Origin of the sequence: Rothia koreensis, from assembly GCF_004136575.1 — a bacterium.
In the GTDB taxonomy this organism is placed as follows: Bacteria; Actinomycetota; Actinomycetes; order Actinomycetales; family Micrococcaceae; genus Rothia; species Rothia koreensis.
The window spans coordinates 25,500-41,946 of record NZ_NOIQ01000020.1 but is presented as its reverse complement, the minus strand read 5'-3'; the positions used below and the strand labels follow the sequence as shown (position 1 = coordinate 41,946).

Sequence of the window (16,447 nt, the reverse complement as noted above, 5' to 3'; positions counted from 1 at the left end):
CCTCGTCACTGAACCCCCTCCGACCCCCCGGCCGCTTGCGCGAAAGACCGCCCACCGCGCCCATTTACATAGTTAGGCTATCCTTAGAGACCAAAGCCACAAAAAGTGCAGTTGTGCATCTTTTGCAGAACTGCATAAGATGCATGGGTGCAAACCACAGAACCATCCCTTCGCGAACGACGTCGGGCGCGGACGTGGGACTCGATCCACGCGGCCGCGCGTGAACTCGCGTCGGAACGCGGAATCAGGCAGACCACCGCGGAACTCATCGCGGAGAAAGCCGGTGTCTCGCCGCGAACGTTCTTCAACTACTTCGCGACCAAGGAAGACGCCGTCATGGGGCTGCGTCCCCCTCAGATGACCGAAGACATGTTGGCTCAGGTCCAGGAGGACGAGTCGGGCGGACTGCTCGCGCAGGCGGCCCGGCTCCTCGCCAGGGTCCTGTACGACTCGTTCGCGAGCGACATCAAGGGGATCATGAACGAGCTCACCGAGGATCGGGACCACATGCGGCAACGCATGAAGATCCACATGCTTCGGTGCGAGCAGGAGCTCAAGGACTTCCTGCTCGCCATGGACTGGGCCGTGTACCAGGAATCCGGCCGTTTCGTGCTTCGTGAAGACGAGAACAGCGAGCCGGAACCCGAGCAGGAAGAGCGCATTCGAGCGATCGTCCTGATGGCCACCGCTGTTCTCCGTTACGTCGACTACGGCGCCCGAGCCTCCCGGGATGAGTTTGCCGCATCCATCAATCGCACCGTCACACTGTTCTCCACCATGATCAAGGAGCCTCGTTGAGCACCACCTACACACCGCGTCACGCCGTCGGGGGTGGCAAGAGCGGCACCGGAGCGGCGCAGACCGATCCGGCCTCGCCCGCAACCGGGGAGATTTCATCTGCTCACTCGGCCCAGAAGGGCGGATTCGGTCGCCCCACCCCCAACACCAATGTCCTTCTGCTGTTCATCGGCCTGATGATCATCATGTTGATGTCCTCGCTGAACCAGACGGTTCTCTCGCCGTCGCTGCCGACCATCGTCGGTGAGCTGAACGGCGTCGAGCACATGAGCTGGGTCATCACCGCGTTCATCATGGTTTCGACCATCATGATGCCGGCCTACGGCAAGCTGGGCGACCTCTGGGGTCGCAAGCCCTTGTTGATCTTCGCGATCATCGCCTTCGCTGCGGGGTCCGTGACGGGCGCCGTCGCCCAGGACATGACGACCCTCATCATCGCCCGTGGCCTCCAGGGGCTCGGCGGTGGCGGACTCATGATTCTGTCCCAGTCCGTGATCGCGGACGTGATTCCCGCCCGTGAGCGCGGAAAGTACATGGGCGCCCTGATGGGCGTCTTCGCGTTCTCCTCGGTCGCCGGTCCGCTGCTCGGCGGTTGGCTGACCGAAGGGCCCGGCTGGCGCTGGGCCTTCTGGATGAACATTCCGCTCGCCGTTCTTGCGCTCTTGGCAGCGATCTTCCTCATTCCCCACACCAACAAGGAAGACGACGCCGAACGTCGAAAGATCGACATCTTCGGCATGGCCTTCCTCGGTGCGGCGACCGCATGCCTCGTGCTTGCGATGACCTGGGGCGGCAACCAGTACGACTGGGATTCGCCGACCATCATTGGCCTGCTGATCGCGGTTGTCATCTGCGTGGCCATCTTCATCCCGATCGAAGCCAAGGTGACCGAACCGGTCATGCCGCTGGCCCTGTTCAAGGATCGCAACTTCAACCTGGCCACGATTGCCAACCTGTGCATGGGCATCGGCATGTTCGGTGCCGTCGGTTACATGCCGACCTACATGCAGATGGTCCTCGGGGTCGACGCGACCCAGGCGGGACTGCTCATGATCCCGATGATGGGCATGCTGCTCATCACGTCGATCACGGTCGGATTCGTTGTGGCCCGGATCGGTCGGTACAAGATCTTCACCGTCGTGGGTTCTGTACTGCTCGCCCTCGGGCTGTTCCTCCTCTCCCACCTGGAGGTCGATACCCCGGCTTACATCATCTGCATCTGCCTGGCGGTCATCGGTCTGGGTCTGGGTATGTCGATGCAGCTGCTGACCCTGATCGTCCAGAACTCCTTCCCGATCAGCATGGTCGGAACGGCGACGGCGGCGAACAACTTCTTCCGCCAGGTCGGCGCGACCATGGGGTCCGCCCTGGTCGGCGGCCTGTTCACCTCCCGCCTCAAGGACTTCCTGCAGGACCGCATGCCGCCTCAGGCGATGGCGGCCACCGGCAGCGGCGGGTCCAATTCGCTGACCCCCGGCCTCGTGGAGAAGCTGCCCGCCCCGATCAAGGACGTCGTGATCGGCGCGTACAACGACGCTCTGGTTCCGATCTTCCTGTGGATCGCACCGTTGGGCATCCTCGCCGCGCTGGTCCTGCTGTTCATCCGCGAAAAGGCGCTGGCCACCAGCGTCGCGGACTCGGGCCATACGAGTGAGATCTCCGAAGAGGGCGCCGACGACGCGGGCGACACCGAGCCGTCGACCTCCGAGCAGGCCGCCTCGGACGCCCAGGAGTCGGAGACTTCAGTTGCCCAGACGTCGGAGACCGCGGAAGGGCAGGAGTCGGAGACCTCCGGTCCTCGCCACCGTGCTGCGGGAGCCGAGCAGTCGGAGGAAGAGGCGCGTCCGCGAACCGGCGAATTCCCTCTCCCTGAGACCGGTTCCATGATGCAGATCAACCGGAAGTAGCTGGGCCCCGAGCCCGAGATCGGGTTCGGTCCCTGCGTGGTGACGCATGACGCCGCCCGCTCGCGATCCTTGGAGATGGCGAACGGGCGGCGTCTTTGCTGTGCCGAAAGCCTTCAGGGGGGCGTCGAGCACGAAGGTCCTGAGGCAAGTCCGTAATTACAATTTACGCGTTCCAGCCGGAGCGTGAGGGGCCGATACCATTCGGATATTCCGCCGGGTGCATATGGCGCGCAGGGTGCAAATCCCGGCACGACAAGGAACGACTTCGGCGGGTCGAGCAAAAAAAGTAACGCATCGCACACTATCGGCTATTACCATGGACCCATGATCTTCAAGGCGGTGGGCGAGACTCGGCCGTATCCTGAGCATTCGTTCAAGGGTCGACGAGAGTGGGCGACGCTCGCCCCGTGTCAGGTTCGGCTGGACCAGCTGACGACGACGCAACGCATGCTCGATCTGGCGACCCTTTTCGGCGAGGAAGCCACCTTCTACGACGACATCTTTCCGCACGTCGTCAAGTGGGAAGGGCGGCTGTACCTCGAAGAAGGAGTGCACCGCGCACTGCGTTCCGCCTTGCAGCACCGGCCCGTGATGTACGCGCGTATCCTCGATCTGGATGACGGGTCGGGGGCTTCAGGAGAGTAGGGGGCGACGGAAGCTGAGTGCCGACTGGCAGGTCACTGTGACCTTGCCTTCGGGGTCGTGATTTGGTGACATCCGGGCCTATACTGTCGATATGCCTCGTATCTCCGCACCCTCCAACGCCGCGCAGCGGGAGAACACCCAGAATGCGATCCTGAAGTCTTTCGGTGAGCTCCTTTATACTCGCGGCCTGACCGGGCTGACCATGACCCACGTTGCCAAGAACGCAGGGATCGGTCGGACGGCCGTGTACAACTATTTCGCCGATATGGGTGAGCTGCTGGTCGCTTACGCGTTGGACGAGACCGAGCGATTCATCAACGATCTCCGCACGGAGCTGACCAGCGTCACGAATCCCGTGGACCAGCTCGCCGTCTACGTGCGCATGCAGATCGAGGACATGTCCCGCAGGCATCTCCCGCCCGGACCAGCGATGCGGTCCGTCCTTTCCCCCGAGGCCTTCGCGAAGCTGGGCGACCACGTGGGAGAGCTCCAGGCGGTGCTCGCGAGGATACTGACCGCGTGCATCGACCAGGGCTACCTGCCGCCGTCGGACATCACCGAACTCGCGCAATTGGTGCACGGCTCGCTCAGCTCGGCCGCGGACCGGGGCAAGAACGAGGAGGACGAGGCCCGCAACGAGCGGATCCGGCACACGACCTCGTTCATCCAGCTCGGTCTCGGTGCGCAGTTCGACGTCGACGGCCGCCCGGTCGCCGCCTATGCGGATCGTCTGAGGGACGAAGGCGCCAGGTTGCGCTCCGTGGCCTCCTGACCCTGAGCGTTCTGAACGGTAGGACGCCGTGAACGGAACGAGCCGCCGGACCCCATCGCTCTGACGAGCGGTCGGGCCGGCGGCTCGTTTGCATCAGGACGCCTCGTTGACCTGCTTCAGCGTGTCGAAAGGTGCATGGGAGCTGATGCGGGCCTCGATACCTCGGGTCACGAATGCCTTGGCGTTGCGGGCTGCCTGGAGCGGCGTCGCCCCCTTGGCGAGTTCGGCCGTGACGGCGGCGGCCAGAGAGCAACCCGCCCCGGCCACAGCGACCTCACCGATCTTGGGGGAGGAAAGAATTTCCGTGGTCTCGCCGTCATGGAAGACGTCGACGGCGTCCGGCCCCGCGATGCGGACCCCGCCCTTGGCCAGCACCGCCGCCCCCGATCGCTCGTGAATCCGCCGCGCGGCCTCTTCGAGATCGGCGACGTCGTCGATCTGATCCATCCCAGACAGGGAGAGAGACTCGAAGTGATTGGGCGTCACGAAATCCGCCAGCGGAAGAATCTTCGAGGTCAGAGCCTTGTCCGTGTCCAGAGCGGCACCCGGTTCCTGACCCTTGCAGATCAGCACCGGGTCCAGCACGATGTTCTTCGGGCTCTGTTGGCGCAGCGTTGCGGACACGGTCTCGATCGTGTCGGGAGAACCGAGCATCCCGATTTTGACCGCGTCCAGGTCGTACGCGGTCGTGTTGACCTCGAGCTGGTCCGCCAGCGTCTGCTGGTCGATCGGGAGGACACGGTGGCCCCAATCGTTCTTCGGATCGAAGGAAACGATGCACGTCAGCGAAAGGCACCCGTAGACCCCGAGCGCCTGGAACGTCTTGATGTCTGCCAAGGCGCCCGCACCGCCCGTGGCCTCGGAACCTGCAATGGTCATGGCAACGGGAGTCTGAGAAGTTGTAGTCATACCTTCATTATCCAACCGCCGGGTAAGATTTTCACGGCTCGGGTGGCAGACGGGCCCTGACGGCGCTCAGCGCCGCATCGGAACAGTCGAACCACGGGTTCCCTCGTTGAGGCGAAGCCGCGTCAATACAGATTGGTGACCACAATGCACTCCACCCCCACAGGGCCCGGAACCCCCGGCGCACCCGGCCATGACCTGACACCCGGTGCGCCGAACGGGCCGACGTACGCGAGGCGTCCGAAAACATACTTCGACCTACTCCTGGCGCTCTACTGTGTGCTCCTGATCCTCTCGAACATCGGTGCCACCAAAGGCGTCGCCTTCGGACCGATTCTGACCGACGGAGGATTCTTCCTCTTTCCGCTCGCGTACGTTCTGGGCGACGTCGTGACCGAGGTCTACGGGTTCAAAGCCGCACGCCGAGCCATCATCTCCAGTTTCTGCGCCGGGGCCTTCGCTTCCCTGAGCTTCTGGATCACGATCATGCTGCCCTCGGCGGACTTCTACGAGAACCAGACGGCCTTCGAAACGGTTCTCGGTCCGGTCCCCAGGATCATCGGCGGATCGTTGCTCGGATTCCTCGTCGGCCAGCTCCTCAACGCATGGATCATGGCCCTCATCAAGAAATGGACCCGCGAGCGGTTCATGTGGGTCAGGCTCATCGGTTCGACCCTCGTGGGCGAGTTCGCCGACACCCTGATCTTCTGCACGATCGCGGCGCCGATCCTCGGCATCCAGCAGTTCGGCGACTTCGCCAACTATGTGGTGGTCGGCTACTTCTACAAGTGCCTGATCGAGGTCGTCCTGCTGCCGATCACGTACCCGACCATCGGGTGGTTCAAGAGGCACGAACCCACGTACCCCGGCGCCGTCAGTCGGTGAATCCGGCGATCTCGCCGATGTCCATGAGATAGGCGAGCTGCGCCTTGAGCGTCTTGACCGCGGGCCCGCGCACCTCTTCCGGGACGTCGGCGTAGATGTCCTCCGCCAGGCTCGAGGCCGAGGGGCCCAGGTCGTCGTCGGACGCCTTGAGGCGCCTGCGGAGATCATGGATGCGGTTGAGCCTATGGTCCAGGAGGCGCTCGCAGGCTTCCTCGAGGAATTCGCCGTGGGGCCCGTGGGCGGGGAGGACCGTGAAACCGGGTTCGTCCTTGAACACGCGCAGTGTGTCCAGGTAGTCCTCCAGGTCGCCGTCCGGGTAATCGAGCATGGTGGTCCCGCGGCCGAGGATGGTGTCGCCGGTGAGGATCATGCCGTCGTCGAAAATGCTCAGGCAGATCGAATCCGCGGTGTGCCCGGGCGAGTGCCAGACGCTGATTTCCACGGAAACGTCTTTGAGGACTTCCTCGTCCTGGAGTCGACCGGCCCCGATGCACAGTTCCCGGTCCCAGGCGCGGACGGGGGCCCCGGTCAGGTCGTGGAGCGCAGGAACGTTTCCGACGTGGTCCTGGTGCCAGTGCGTCACGACGATGAGAGCGACGTCGACCGCCGCCGCAATCGCTTCGGCATGGCCCTGGTCGGCGGGCCCCGGATCGACGACGACGGCACGCGGCTTGGGTGCCCCTGGTTCGGGCGGGAAGGACTCGCCCAGGTCGCCGATGACGTAAGTATTGGTCCCTTCCAGGGTCATGGCGCTGGGGTTGTCGACGGTCAGGAATGCCGTGTGGGCGCTCGTTCGAACCCACGCGTGCGATTCCGGCACGGGTGACGAGGACATGCAGCTCGAAGAAGCACTCATGGCACCAGTTCATCACACCTCGCCGCGGCATGCCTGTCTCCGGGCCGGAAACCTGGCGATATCTTGCGGCTTCATCGGGGGTCTTCTCGTCGCGGTCGGGCGGCGGGGACGACGGCGATGGCCAGAAGGGCAGCCACGCCGACGGCGAGCAGAGCGTTCAGCGGCCCGACGTGGTCGCCCAGGAAACCCAGGAGCGGGGGTCCGCCGAGGAAAGCGGTGTAACCCAGGGTCGAGACGACCGACAAGCGTGCGGCGGCGCGCATCGGCTCGTCCGAGGCGGCGGACATTCCGACGGGGAAGCCCAAACTTGCGCCGATGCCCCACACGGCAGCGCCGGCGTATGCGACCACCAGGTTGCCGAAGACGACCATGAGGCAACCGATGGTCGCCGTCGCGAACAACCCGCTGAGCAGGACGACTCGCCCGTACCGGTCCAGGGCCTTGGTGCCGAGGACTCGTGTCAGAGTCATCGCGGTCAGAAAAATGCTGACCCCGAGCACGCCCATGCTCGAGGGGACGTGGTGGCCGCTCACGAAGGCGACGGCCATCCAGTCGTTGGCTGTGCCCTCCGTGAAGGACGCGGCCATCACCATGACGCCGACGAGCCAGGTCCGCGGCTCGAGCCACGCGGATGTCCGTGCCACGGAGCTCGTCGGAGGCATCTGGCCGGTGCGGGGCTCGGAGGGGGAGGGCAAGAACCCGGAACTGGCCAACCACGCCGTTCCGCCGGCGATCAGAACGACCACGGGAATGTGCAGCTGCACCGGGACACCGATGACGATCGCTCCGGCGCCCGTGAGAGAGCCGAGGACCGTCCCACCGCTGAAGGCTGCATGGAACCAGGGCATGATGGCGCGCCCCATGCGCTGCTCGACCGTCGCCCCCTCGAGATTCTGGGACACGTCCCACACGCCGTTTCCCAAACCGAAGACGGCGAGGAAGGGTGCGATCCACACGAATGACGGCGCAACCCCGACCATCGCGGAGGCCCCGACCAGGCCGACGGCGGCCGCCAGGATGGCCAGTCGCGTGCCGAGGAGGGGTCCCCACCGTTCGAGCAACCGACCGGCCAGGGGAAGGCCGACCAGGGACCCGATCGAAATGGCCAGCAGAAGGACACTCAGCTGCCCAGGAGACAGTCCCAGGTGGTCCCGGATGTCCGGGATGCGTGACATCCACGTGGCGAAAGCGAATCCGTTGGCCGCAAACACCGCCAGGGTCGCTCTTCGTGCGGATGCGACCCTGCCAGGACCCCGGCCGGGAACCCGGCCGGTCAAGGGTGTCCGGCCGGGATCATGCCGTGCCCAGCGCCTTGCGCAGCGCATCGACGGCGAGGTGGCGGGCGACGTTCGCTCCCTTCGTATTTCGGAGACTGTCCAGCAGCAGGAAGTCATGGACCATGGCCGCGATGCGGACACTGGTCACCTCCACGCCGTTGTCGCGCAGCTTGTTGGCGTATTTTTCGCCTTCGTCGCGCAGGACGTCGGCCTCGTCCGTGATGACGAGCGTCGGCGGAAGGCCCTTGAGGTCGTCGTCGGGCGTCCGGAGCGGGGAAGCATACTTCTCGCGCCGCTGTTCCGGGTCGGTGGTGTACTGGTCCCAGAACCACTTCATGCCGTCCCGGGTCAGGTAGTAGCCGTCCGCGAACTGTTCGTAGGAGGGAGTGGTGAAGTCGGCGTCGGCCACCGGATACAGGAGAACCTGGCCCGCGATGTCCAACCCGCCGCGGTCCTTGTTCATTTGGGTGAAGACGGCGCTCATGCAACCGCCCACGGACTCGCCGGTCACCGCGATGCGGCTGGTGTCGAGGCCGTATTCGTGCCCGTGCTCGGCCACCCACTGGCCCACCGCGTAGTTCTGTTCGACCTGCGTGGGGTATCCCTTCTCGGGAGCGCGGTCGTAGACGGGGAACACTCCGGCGGCGTTGGCCCCCACCACCAATTCCCGGAACAGGCGGTCGTGAGTCTTCTCGTCCCCGAAGACCCAACCGGCGCCGTGAATGTAGAAGACCACGGGAAGCTCGCCCCGCGTGTCCTTGGGTCTGATGATGCGGGTCGGCACGGTGCCCCACTGGCCGGCGTCGACCTCGACCCATTCCTCGTCGACGTCGGGGCGTTCAACTCCTTCTCCGCTCTGGAGGTCGCGAAGGATCTCGCGGCCCTGTTCCGGCGGGACTTCGTAGATTCTGGGATGGGGATCGGTCGCTTCGCACAGCTCCACGGCCTCAGGTTCGAGAACTGGGTCGATGGGATCCGGGATGGTGCTCATGACTATCCTTTCCTGGCTCTCCGCGAGGTGGTGCGAGAGCCCGAATTTTCAATATGGCAACGGGATGTTGTCACCGTCAACCCCTGTCCTGAACTTCCTCCTGCACCAGGTGGCGGACCCCTTTCCGGTAAGAGGTCACCTCGAAGTCGGGGAATCGTTCGGCGAATTTCGAGGTCACGAAGAGGTTGTCGTCGCGGTACCTGGGAAGGAGCTCCTGGGTCTCGGCCATCGCCGCGGAGAAGCGACGACCCACCGCGAAGGCCCAGCGGGGCAGGACCGCGAATGCGGCGCGCCGCCCGGTCGATTCCGCGGCGATCCGAATGAGCTCACGATAGGTGAGGCGGTTCTGGTCGATCGGGAGGTGCCAGGTCTGCCCGTAGGCGTCCGGGGTATTCCCGAGCAGGGCCAGCGCACGGCTCGCATCCGGTGTCCAGATCAGGGACCGGTGGGTCGAGGAGCTGACCGGCACCAAGGGGAGTTTCCCCGTTCGAATACGGTCGAAGACCAGGGAATTCGTCAGGCTCTTGGTCTTTCCCGGGCCGTAGAATTCCGGAGCTCGCCCGATGAGAGCGGTCACGGTTCCGGCATCCATTTCGCGAAGAAGCATGGTTGCCAGCTCGGCTCGCACGCGACCTTTCCGTCCGTTCGGGCGAAAGGGGATGGACTCCGTCTGGGGCGTCGGGGTCCCGGGGTACATGTACGTGTTGTCGAAGAAGACCAAACGCGCGCCGTGACGCTTCACGGCCTCGATCGTGTTCCGCATCATCGTCGGAAATTTTTGCTCCCACAGCGCGGAGTCCATGGGCAACCCGACCGTCAGGTACACGACGTCGCTTCCTTCGACCGCGCGGTCGGTCGCCTCTGGGTCGGTCAGATCGGCCGGGAACAGCTCATCGGTCGGGTTGACCTTGTCAGGATGCCGGCTCACCAGCCGGATGTCCTGGGTGAAGTGTTGATGAAGCTGCCTGGCAAGTTCTTCTGCGATGGGGCCGCCTGCCCCGAGAATGGTCTGCACGGTGTTCTCTCCTGTGGTTGTGGTCGTTTCAGGTGCAATGAGGCGAAGTGGGGCTCAGGGGGTCACTGGCGTGTCGGGGGACGCTTCTGCCCCAAGGATCGCGGCAAAGCTTTCTCGAACGCGGGACTCGAGCCCGCGCTGGGAAACGTCGCCGTACTTGCCCGCGAGGTGCAGTGAGACCAAGCCATGCGCGAGTGCCCAACCCGCGTTCGCCAGAGCGTGGGAGTCTCGGTCGGGATATCCGGCGTGCGCGACCCGCTCGAGCACATCGAAGACCGATGCGGAGGCGTGGAGGCGTTCGTCGTCCTCACCGCAGGGTTGGGCGAACATCAGGCCGTAGAGGGCCGGGCAGTCGACGGCGCGCCTGACGTAGACGACCGCCAACTCCTCCAGCGGCGTTGCGGACTCGCCGGATTCGGCGACGACGCTTTCGAGCCGCTCCCGGAGATCGCGGAACCCCTCGGCGGCCATGGCCGCTTCGAGGTGCATCTTGTCCCTGAAATGTCGGTACGGGGCCGTCTGGGACACGCCGACACGGCGCGCGACGGCGCGGAGAGAGAAGGGAGCGCCTTCTTCCAGGATCTCGATACCGGAATCGATCAGGGCGCGGCGCAGATCGCCGTGGTGATGTTTTTTCGTGGTTTCGGCTGTTGACATCGGGTCACCTCGGCCTAAAGTTTACAACGTAAACTTATGTCGGCCAAGGATGGGACGAGACACCTGGCCCCATCGGGTCGTCTCGAGAAAGGGGCCTTTCGTGAACCGAATACTGTTCGTCGTGACCGCCGCGTCGACGTGGACGCTCAAGGACGGAACGGAGCATCCCACGGGATACTGGGCCGAAGAGCTGGCCGAACCGCATAGGATCTTCTCCGAAGCCGGCTGGGAGACCGTGATCGCGACGCCGGGCGGCGTCGCCCCGACCCTGGACGAGTTGAGCCTCGGCGTGGCCGGTGGACTGCCTCGACGCCGTCGTGACATGCGTTCGTATCTCGAGGGAATCCAGGGGAGCCTGGACCACCCCCTGGCTCTGGCCGATGTGAACGAGGCCGACTTCGACCTGGTCTTTTACCCGGGCGGTCACGGCCCCATGGAGGATCTGGCCTTCGACGCCGATTCCGGCGCGCTGCTCGAGCGACGGCTCGGGGCAGGACGCCCGTTGGCTCTCCTCTGCCACGCCCCCGCTGCCGTGCTTGCCGCGCGGAGGGCCGACGGGACCAATGCATTCGCGGGTCGACACATGACGGGCCTCTCCAACGTCGAGGAGCGTCTGAATACCTTCGGGTGGAAGGCTGCCTGGTACTTGCAGGACGCACTCGAAGACGCCGGCATTCTCTATGAGAAAGGCAAGCTGCCTCTTCGCCCCTTCGTGGTCACTGATGGGAATCTGTACACCGGGCAGAATCCGCAATCCGCTCGCGCGCTCGCGGACAGGGTGTTGGAGGACCTCTAGACAGAGATGCTCACGGGGGTGAGGGGCCAGCGGGCCGATGAGTCGCCTCGTCGGCACAACCATCTGGGCCGGTCGGCAGGGTCGTGTTGCACGCGTGGGCGCGGCACTGAACCGCTCGTGTGGCGTGACCGCGTGAATTCGCGAGATAATGGCTGAACAGTTGCTCGCATCACGGAGGAAGGGCCTCGGCCGCTCTATGGACAAGACTACGAAGGACGGAGCTCTCGCGCGCTCGTTGTCCCACGAACAAATGACGATGATCGCCCTCGGCTCGGCGTTGGGCACGGGCCTGTTCCTGGGGTCGGGTGCGGCCATCGGCGTCGCCGGCCCTGCGGTGATCATTTGCTACGCGATCGGTTCGTTGATCGCGGCCATCATCGCTTGTGCCGCAGGGGAGATGGCGGTCAAATATCCGGTCCGGGGTGGCTTCGGCACGATGGCCGGTCGTTTTCTCGGGCCCTTCGCGGGCTTCATCACCCGGTGGGCCTATTGGGCGACCACGGTGTGCGTGGCCGGCGCCGAACTCGTGGCCGTGGCGACGTACCTCAAATTCTGGTGGCCCGAACTGCCGCTCTGGGTCGGGATCCTGGTGTTCGCGCTCGTCATCGTCTTCCTGAATGCGTACAGCGTGAAGTCCTTCGGATTGGTCGAATTCTTCCTTTCCGGCATCAAGGTCATTGCGGTCGTCGCCTTCATCGTCATCGGTTTGATCATTGTCTTCTTCGGGTTGCCGAGTCACCCTGCCGAGGGGACGCGTCACCTGACCGAGAACGGTTTCATCCCCAACGGACCGAGCTCGATCTGGCTCGGAATGGCCGTGGTCATGTTCTCGTTCGGCGGCATCGAATTGATCTCCATCTCGGCCGCGGAGGCGAAAGACCCCGTACGGTCGGTCCGCAGCGCGGGGAAGGCAACGATCTGGAGACTCGCGACGTTCTACGTGCTGGCGCTCTTCGTGGTCATGGCGCTCATGCCCTGGTCCGCGGCCGCCGGCACCGGGGACTTGTCCTCGAGCCCGTTCGTCATGGTGTTCTCGGAGGTCGGGATCCCGGCGGCCGCCGCCGTCATCAATTTCATCGTTCTCATCGCCGCGCTGTCGGCGGCCAACGCCAATGTCTACGCCGGGACGCGGCTGATCCATTCGCTGTCCTACCAGGGCATGGCGCCCCGTGCTCTCCAGCGGACGACGAAGCTCGGCAGCCCGGCACGGTCGCTCGCGATGTCCTGCGTCGGGATCCTGGTGGTGATCGTGCTGGCCCTCGTCACCGAGAACGTCTTCCTGATCATGATGTCCGTGATCACCACCTTCATCCTGGTGGTGTGGATACTGATTCTCGGCTCCTACATTAGCTACCGACGGAAGAACGGTGCCTCCTCCGAGTTCCGGCTGCTGGGCGGGACGCCGACGGCGGTACTCGGAATCCTCGGGCTGGTCGCGATCTTTGCTGCCGTGCTCTCGAGTCCGGACATGCGGCTCCCGGGCTTCGTGGCCCTGTGCTTCTACGCGTTCCTGACGGCCGTCTACTACTTGTTCGTCCGCCGGTTCGTCGGCAGTGACATGGACGCATTCGACGAAGCCGAGGTCGCGACGAGCGTCTAGCGGTACCGGCCAGGGCTCTCGCGCGGGCGGGGCGCCCGGAGGGGAGACGACGCCGCCCGGAGCCTACGAACGGGGCGCGGCGTCGTCGCCCGGGATATCGATAGGCTAGTGATATGAGTTCGCGAATTCTGACTGTGGAAGTGCCTCTTCGCTGGGGCGATATGGACGCCTATCGTCACATCAACAACGTCGAGATGGCCCGGATCATGGAGGAAGCCCGCGTGGCCGCGTTCGGTCCCCCTCCCGCGGCACCCGGCGCCGAGCTCACGGATGCCCCGATCCCGCTGTTCACCCAGTTGCCCAGCGGCACCCAAGCGCTGGTCGCGGAGAATCACATCAAGTACCGCGCCCCGCTGTCCTACAGTCGGCAGCCCGCCAAGGTCGAGGTCTGGGTCGAGAAGATCACCGCCGCGAGCCTGACCATCGAATACCGCATCTACGATCCCCAGAGCGGCGTGCGGTGCGTGGACGCCTCCACCGTGCTGGCATTCTTCAACGAGCCCACGAGCCGGATCGTGCGCATCTCGCCCGAGCAGCGGCAACTCCTCGAAGAGACCGCCTCCTGAGGGCATGAAGCGCGTCGTCGGGTCGACGCGGTGCGCCTCCGCCCGCGAGGTGGCAATTTTGGGACTGATTCCGCCCGATTTCGTCCCAAAATTGCCACCTCGGCGGCGGAGGCGCACGGCGTTGCCACCTCGCGGGCGGCGGAGGCGCGCCGGGTCCGCGTGGGGAGGGCGTTGCCCGATTGCGTGGCATCTACCCCTCTTTCGAGGGGGTCCAACCCCCACATAGGAGAGGCAGGCGCCACTGAATCGGGTCAACGCCTCCGAATCGCACAGCGGCTCACCGTCGCAGGGGTCAGGACCTGGTGACCCGGATGATCGGCGTACCCAGCCCCGCCCGGCCGTCGGGCAGGCCGACGACGTCGGCGAATTTGGGGGTGTTCGTGACCACGACCGGCGTGATCAGCGGGCACCCGGCCTCCGTGATGACGTCCGGGTCGAAGGTCAGGAGCTTCTGGCCCGCTTCGACACGATCGCCCTTGGCAACCTCCGGCGTGAACCCTCGTCCGTCCAGTGCAACGGTGTCGATGCCGACGTGGATCAACAGATCGACCCCCGAGTCCAGCCGGAGGCCGAGAGCGTGGCCCGAGGCGGGGGCGGCAATGATCGTTCCGGCCTCGGGTGCGACCACGGTATGTGCCGACGGCGTGATGGCCACGCCCTGGCCCAGCTTCCCGCCCGCGAAGATCGGGTCGGGCACCTCCGACAGGGCCACGACGTCGCCCTCGAGCGGAGCACCGACGGTCGCGGCGTCGTCGTCCTGGGGCGAGTCCGACCCTCTGGCCGCCGCTTCCGATCCCCGGCCTTCCGCCCAGGGTTCAGTGGCGACGCCCTCGCCGGTCGCTTTCGTTGCCGCGGCCGGGCCGGAAGAAACGGCGGCCGGAGTCGGCCTCGGGGCTTCCGGTTCGTCCGTGGCCGCACGGACCCTCTCCCCGGTGGGGACTTCGTCGGTCGCGACGCTCTGCTTGGCCAAGTCGGCCTCCCGCTGCTCGCGAGAACGGAACCCGAAGACCAGGACGCCGCCCAGACCGCCGAAGAACGCGATGGCCAGGCCGATGGCGAAGAGCGGAATCGGCTGCATGGCCGGGATCGAGAGCAAGGACGTGAAAGCGAAGGCGTAGGAGCGCACGCCGAGCCACGAGATCAGGCCGCCCGCGATCATCGCGGGCACCAGGATCAGCGGAAAGACGCGCTTGTACCGGAGCACGACGCCGTAGAGCGAAGGTTCCGAGATCCCGCCGAGGAGCCCCGAAACCGCGGCGCCCGTGGCGACCTGTCGAAGTTCCTTGTCGCGTGCCGCACGAATGGCCACGCCCGTGACGACCCCGAACACCGCGAAGTTGTAGGCGGCCATGGGGGACTGGATGAAGTCGTACCCGAGCGTCGAGAGGTTCGAAATCATCACGGCGTTGAGGGGCCAGTGCAGACCGAGCGGAACCATGAACAGGTACGACCCGGCGACGACGACCCCCACGATCGCCGGATTGATGTCATTGAGCCACTGGAACACGTTCGAAATGCCCAACCCGAGATTGACGCCGATCGGACCGATGATCAGCGCGGTGAGGGGAACCATGATCAGGATCGAGATCATGGGAACGAAGACCATGTGCAGCATGCTCGGAATGATTTTCTTCAGCAATCGTTCCAGCGGCGCCAGGACCGCGACGGCGAACAGGGGCGGGAAGACCTGGCCCGTGTAATTGAAGAGGTAGAGGGGAATGCCCCAGTCGCCGATGTGGAACAGCGTGATATGTCCGGCGTCGCCCGCCATCGTGGACAGGCCGCGGAACGCATCCGTCATGAGGGCCGCCGGGATCGCGGCCCCGACCCACATGTTGGCACCCAGTCGCTTCGCGGCCGTCGCCCCGATGAAGACCGGCATGAAATTCAGGACCGACATCGCTGCGCCGAGGATGATGAACCAGAACGGGAACTGTGAACGCCACGTGTTCATGAGGGCCTCATTGGCGGCGTCGTCGCCCACCTTGGGGCCATTGACCAGGTCCACGGTCACGTTCTGCCCCGCGAAATTGGTGTAGTGGCCGAACACGCCCAGCTGCTGGAGCAGCACGATCAGCGTCAGGATCATCGAGGAGCCCAGGAGAGCCCACAGGACCGGGCGGAACGAGTCCGAAAGGACATCGAACATGCGGGTGATGATTCCGGCCTTCTTCTCGCCCGAACCCTCCGTGTTCTTCGACCCGCTCGACGACGAGCCGGACTCCCGGTCCATGCCGGGAAGCCTGGTCATCTCGGTGTAGACCTCCGAGACCTCGTTTCCGATGACGACCTGGGTCTGGCCTGCCTGCTCGATGACCGAGAGGACGCCGTCGGTCTTCTCGATCTGAGACTTGTCGACCTTGGTTCTGTCGCCGATGGTGACCCTGAGGCGGGTCGCGCAGTGGGTGAAATAGTCGACGTTGTCGGCGCCGCCCAGCCCGTCCAGAACGGATTTCGCCGTCTTCTTGTAGTCCACGGATGACTCCTTGATGCATCGATCGACAGGGGCTGCCGATCGTCTTGAGACACAAAAAAGACCCGAGCCGCACGCCACCACCATGACCGCGCCGTCGTGTACGACGGGGTCACGAGGCACAGTCCCAACAGTGAATGTTCGGGTCAGTCCTCATGGTGAAGACACCGGGACGGTGCCCGGTGATGCGACTCAGGTCTTGCCTGTTGTTCCAGTAACAACCCTGAGGTCTCGACGTTGTGCGCCGAGCCGAGAAAGACACTACCGGCTGGTCATAACCTGCGCAAGGATGTATTGCATGGG

Annotated in this window: 15 protein-coding genes; 8 read left to right on the top strand and 7 right to left on the bottom strand. The window is 64.9% G+C overall.

All coding sequences use genetic code 11. The features are described 5' to 3' along the window. Window positions 1–147: 147 nt before the first annotated feature. The 4 genes from EWU68_RS11245 (at window position 148) to EWU68_RS11230 (ending at window position 4,122) form a co-directional block, all read left to right on the top strand. Window positions 148–798, top strand: a complete 651-nt coding sequence (locus EWU68_RS11245; RefSeq protein WP_129316222.1) for a TetR/AcrR family transcriptional regulator — start codon at window positions 148–150, stop codon at window positions 796–798. Window positions 799–890: 92 nt separating this feature from the next. Next, the gene (locus EWU68_RS11240; protein ID WP_420852883.1) at window positions 891–2,705 is read left to right on the top strand and encodes an MDR family MFS transporter; all 1,815 of its coding nucleotides are present in this window, start codon (window positions 891–893) and stop codon (window positions 2,703–2,705) included. A 324-nt stretch (window positions 2,706–3,029) separates the two neighbouring features. Continuing rightward, window positions 3,030–3,350: a type II toxin-antitoxin system VapB family antitoxin gene (locus tag EWU68_RS11235; protein ID WP_129316221.1), complete on the top strand. Its 321-nt coding sequence runs from the start codon at window positions 3,030–3,032 to the stop codon at window positions 3,348–3,350. 91 nt (window positions 3,351–3,441) lie between these two features. Then, entirely contained in the window at window positions 3,442–4,122 is a 681-nt protein-coding gene (locus EWU68_RS11230) for a TetR/AcrR family transcriptional regulator (RefSeq protein ID WP_129316220.1), read from the top strand. 93 nt (window positions 4,123–4,215) lie between these two features. Here the strand turns inward: EWU68_RS11230 and EWU68_RS11225 are convergent, their stop codons facing one another. Then, window positions 4,216–5,031: a hydroxymethylpyrimidine/phosphomethylpyrimidine kinase gene (locus EWU68_RS11225; protein WP_129316219.1), complete on the bottom strand. Its 816-nt coding sequence runs from the start codon at window positions 5,029–5,031 to the stop codon at window positions 4,216–4,218. A gap of 144 nt (window positions 5,032–5,175) precedes the next feature. Between EWU68_RS11225 and EWU68_RS11220 the strand changes: the two genes are divergently transcribed. Then, window positions 5,176–5,913 carry a queuosine precursor transporter gene (locus tag EWU68_RS11220; protein WP_129316218.1) on the top strand — a complete coding sequence of 246 codons (738 nt, stop codon included), beginning with the start codon at window positions 5,176–5,178 and terminating at the stop codon, window positions 5,911–5,913. Here EWU68_RS11220 and EWU68_RS11215 read toward each other — a convergent pair. From EWU68_RS11215 to EWU68_RS11195, 5 genes are all read right to left on the bottom strand, one after another. Then, window positions 5,903–6,769 carry an MBL fold metallo-hydrolase gene (locus EWU68_RS11215; protein ID WP_129316217.1) on the bottom strand — a complete coding sequence of 289 codons (867 nt, stop codon included), beginning with the start codon at window positions 6,767–6,769 and terminating at the stop codon, window positions 5,903–5,905. The genes EWU68_RS11220 and EWU68_RS11215 overlap by 11 nt on opposite strands. A 71-nt stretch (window positions 6,770–6,840) precedes the next feature. Further along, window positions 6,841–7,980: an MFS transporter gene (locus tag EWU68_RS11210; protein WP_238692436.1), complete on the bottom strand. Its 1,140-nt coding sequence runs from the start codon at window positions 7,978–7,980 to the stop codon at window positions 6,841–6,843. 82 nt (window positions 7,981–8,062) lie between these two features. Next, a complete protein-coding gene (locus tag EWU68_RS11205) occupies window positions 8,063–9,037 on the bottom strand; it encodes an alpha/beta hydrolase (RefSeq protein ID WP_129316215.1) in 975 nt (324 codons plus the stop codon). Between the two features lie 76 nt (window positions 9,038–9,113). Next, entirely contained in the window at window positions 9,114–10,052 is a 939-nt protein-coding gene (locus EWU68_RS11200; RefSeq protein ID WP_129316214.1) for an NAD-dependent epimerase/dehydratase family protein, read from the bottom strand. Window positions 10,053–10,106: 54 nt separating this feature from the next. Next, entirely contained in the window at window positions 10,107–10,709 is a 603-nt protein-coding gene (locus tag EWU68_RS11195) for a TetR/AcrR family transcriptional regulator (protein WP_129316213.1), read from the bottom strand. A gap of 100 nt (window positions 10,710–10,809) precedes the next feature. On the opposite strand from EWU68_RS11195, the gene EWU68_RS11190 reads away from it, so the two are divergent. The 3 genes from EWU68_RS11190 (at window position 10,810) to EWU68_RS11180 (ending at window position 13,671) form a co-directional block, all read left to right on the top strand. Further along, entirely contained in the window at window positions 10,810–11,505 is a 696-nt protein-coding gene (locus EWU68_RS11190) for a type 1 glutamine amidotransferase domain-containing protein (protein WP_129316212.1), read from the top strand. Window positions 11,506–11,701: 196 nt separating this feature from the next. Then, a complete protein-coding gene (locus EWU68_RS11185; RefSeq protein WP_238692435.1) occupies window positions 11,702–13,105 on the top strand; it encodes an amino acid permease in 1,404 nt (467 codons plus the stop codon). A gap of 113 nt (window positions 13,106–13,218) precedes the next feature. After that, a complete protein-coding gene (locus EWU68_RS11180) occupies window positions 13,219–13,671 on the top strand; it encodes an acyl-CoA thioesterase (RefSeq protein WP_129316211.1) in 453 nt (150 codons plus the stop codon). Between the two features lie 292 nt (window positions 13,672–13,963). On the opposite strand, the gene EWU68_RS11175 is transcribed toward EWU68_RS11180, so the two are convergent. Further along, window positions 13,964–16,147 carry a glucose PTS transporter subunit IIA gene (locus tag EWU68_RS11175; protein WP_129316210.1) on the bottom strand — a complete coding sequence of 728 codons (2,184 nt, stop codon included), beginning with the start codon at window positions 16,145–16,147 and terminating at the stop codon, window positions 13,964–13,966. Window positions 16,148–16,447: the final 300 nt, after the last annotated feature.

Excerpts from the sequence above, each read along its gene's own strand:
- EWU68_RS11195 (WP_129316213.1), bottom strand. The coding sequence starts at position 10,709 with ATGTCAACAGCCGAAACCACGAAAAAACATCACCACGGCGATCTGCGC.
- EWU68_RS11235 (WP_129316221.1), top strand. The coding sequence starts at position 3,030 with ATGATCTTCAAGGCGGTGGGCGAGACTCGGCCGTATCCTGAGCATTCG.
- EWU68_RS11220 (WP_129316218.1), top strand. The coding sequence starts at position 5,176 with ATGCACTCCACCCCCACAGGGCCCGGAACCCCCGGCGCACCCGGCCAT.
- EWU68_RS11180 (WP_129316211.1), top strand. The coding sequence starts at position 13,219 with ATGAGTTCGCGAATTCTGACTGTGGAAGTGCCTCTTCGCTGGGGCGAT.
- EWU68_RS11205 (WP_129316215.1), bottom strand. The coding sequence starts at position 9,037 with ATGAGCACCATCCCGGATCCCATCGACCCAGTTCTCGAACCTGAGGCC.
- EWU68_RS11225 (WP_129316219.1), bottom strand. The coding sequence starts at position 5,031 with ATGACTACAACTTCTCAGACTCCCGTTGCCATGACCATTGCAGGTTCC.
- EWU68_RS11185 (WP_238692435.1), top strand. The coding sequence starts at position 11,702 with ATGGACAAGACTACGAAGGACGGAGCTCTCGCGCGCTCGTTGTCCCAC.
- EWU68_RS11215 (WP_129316217.1), bottom strand. The coding sequence starts at position 6,769 with ATGAGTGCTTCTTCGAGCTGCATGTCCTCGTCACCCGTGCCGGAATCG.
- EWU68_RS11230 (WP_129316220.1), top strand. The coding sequence starts at position 3,442 with ATGCCTCGTATCTCCGCACCCTCCAACGCCGCGCAGCGGGAGAACACC.